Annotated in this window: 2 protein-coding genes; both read left to right on the forward strand. The window is 35.6% G+C overall.

Annotation, left to right across the window (positions count from 1 at the left end):
• Window positions 1-47 precede the first annotated feature (47 nt).
• Complete coding sequence (locus tag AC1DTM_RS24855; RefSeq protein WP_002157980.1) at window positions 48-1,475, forward strand: basic amino acid/polyamine antiporter; 1,428 nt, start codon at window positions 48-50, stop codon at window positions 1,473-1,475.
• Between the two features lie 76 nt (window positions 1,476-1,551).
• Window positions 1,552-1,812: a hypothetical protein gene (locus AC1DTM_RS24860; RefSeq protein ID WP_002085825.1), complete on the forward strand. Its 261-nt coding sequence runs from the start codon at window positions 1,552-1,554 to the stop codon at window positions 1,810-1,812.
• Window positions 1,813-1,842: the final 30 nt, after the last annotated feature.

Here is a 1,842-nt window from a genome sequence, read left to right on the forward strand (position 1 = left end):
ATTAGAGAAAAGGTGACTTTAATAGTTGAACGAACATAACACCTAGAATGACAGATGGGGTGGTACAAATAGAAAAGAAGTTAGGGTTTTTTCCGTTAATCGCATTAGTAGTTGGAACAATGGTTGGTGGCGGTGTTTTTAGTTTACCGCATGATTTAGCAGTAGGAGCAAATAGTGGTGCAACAATAATTGGTTGGTGTATTACAGCGATGGGAATGATTCCGCTTGCGCTCGTATATCAAACGTTAGCAAGACAAAAACCGGAGCTTGAGGGCGGAATTTATAGTTATGCACGAGCTGGTTTCGGTGAATATATTGGTTTTAACAGTGCGTGGGGGTACTGGCTGGCAGGGATTTTAGGAAATGTCGCAACAATTATGTTACTGTTTAGTACATTAGGTTATTTCTTCCCGATTTTTAAAGGAGGAAATAATGCTGCGTCTATCATTGGTGCCTCTCTTTTATTATGGTCACTTCATTTTCTTATATTATTTGGAATTCGTGAAGCTTCCATTATGAATGTTATCGCAACAATTGGGAAATTGGTTCCGATCTTATTATTTATTGTTGTGATGGTAACGGCGTTTCGCTGGGATACATTTACACATGACTTTTGGGGCGAAGGAACAATCTCAGTTTCCTCTGTACTAGGTCAAGTGAAAAATACAATGCTTGTAACTCTTTGGGTGTTCATTGGGGTTGAAGGAGCAGTTGTATTATCAGGAAGAGCTAAAAATAGCAGAGATGTTGGAAAAGCGACAGTACTTGGGTTAATTTTAGTTATGTCTATTTATATTTTAATTTCTGTTCTGTCAATGGGAGCTATGACGAGAAATGAACTTTCGGTTTTAGAAACTCCTTCAATGGGACATGTATTAGAACATGTTGTTGGACCATGGGGGGCAGTTGCGATTAACATCGGTTTAGTTGCTTCACTTGTAGGGACATTGATTGGTTGGTTTTTACTTGTTTCTGAAATTTCGCATGTAGCAGGAAAAGATGGCGTGTTTCCGAAAGTCTTTACGAAAACAAATAAGAAGCAAACGCCGCATATGGCATTATGGATTTCAAATATCGTTGCCCAAATTATATTTATAATCGTTCTGTTTTCAGAATCGACATATCAAATTATGTATTTTATTGCGTCAACATCAATTTTATTACCGTATTTATTATCAGCGCTATTTCAATTGAAATTAGTCATTACGAAAGAGCTGAAAGTTGCGAGAGTAAAAAATGGCTTATTAGCTTTAATTGCTTGTGTATATTCTGTATGGCTCATTTATGCAGCTGGTTTAAAGAATTTATTACTTGTTTCAATTGTATATGGAATCGGGATTATCGTGTACGTTTTTGCAAGAAAAGAAAAAGGGAATCGTTGTTTTGTAGGTATAGAGAGATATGTGATGTGGGCAATTGTTATTGCAGCTATCACATCACTTTATATGTTACTGACAGGAAATATAAAAATGTAAAAGTCCTTTTAATTTAAAGGGCTTTTTTCCTTGTCTAGAGAATATTTAATACATAAGATATTCAGGAGGGATGAAAATGGAGGAAAAAGAACAGTTGTCTAGAATTATGGATTTAGCTAGTGATTTAAGGAAAGTATTAGTACAAGAATCTTTTTTTAATCATCATCCTGAACTTCGAGGCGTGATTGAAAATTTAGCGAGTTCTGTAGAGAATTTGGCGAGTTTGCAGCAAAATAAAGATGAAAATGCCGAAGATCGATTACGGTACGTACTTGCTAAAATGAAAATCGCTCATAATGCCATTTTACAAGAAAAAAAAGCATTTCCTTCTCATTAATATACGTTTTAATTTTGAACCTGACGGATG

Source organism: Bacillus sp. P4_D3, from assembly GCF_056401855.1.

Bases quoted from the DNA above. Each gene is read 5' to 3' on its own strand.
- AC1DTM_RS24855 (WP_002157980.1), top strand. From the start codon at position 48: ATGACAGATGGGGTGGTACAAATAGAAAAGAAGTTAGGGTTTTTTCCG.
- AC1DTM_RS24860 (WP_002085825.1), top strand. From the start codon at position 1,552: ATGGAGGAAAAAGAACAGTTGTCTAGAATTATGGATTTAGCTAGTGAT.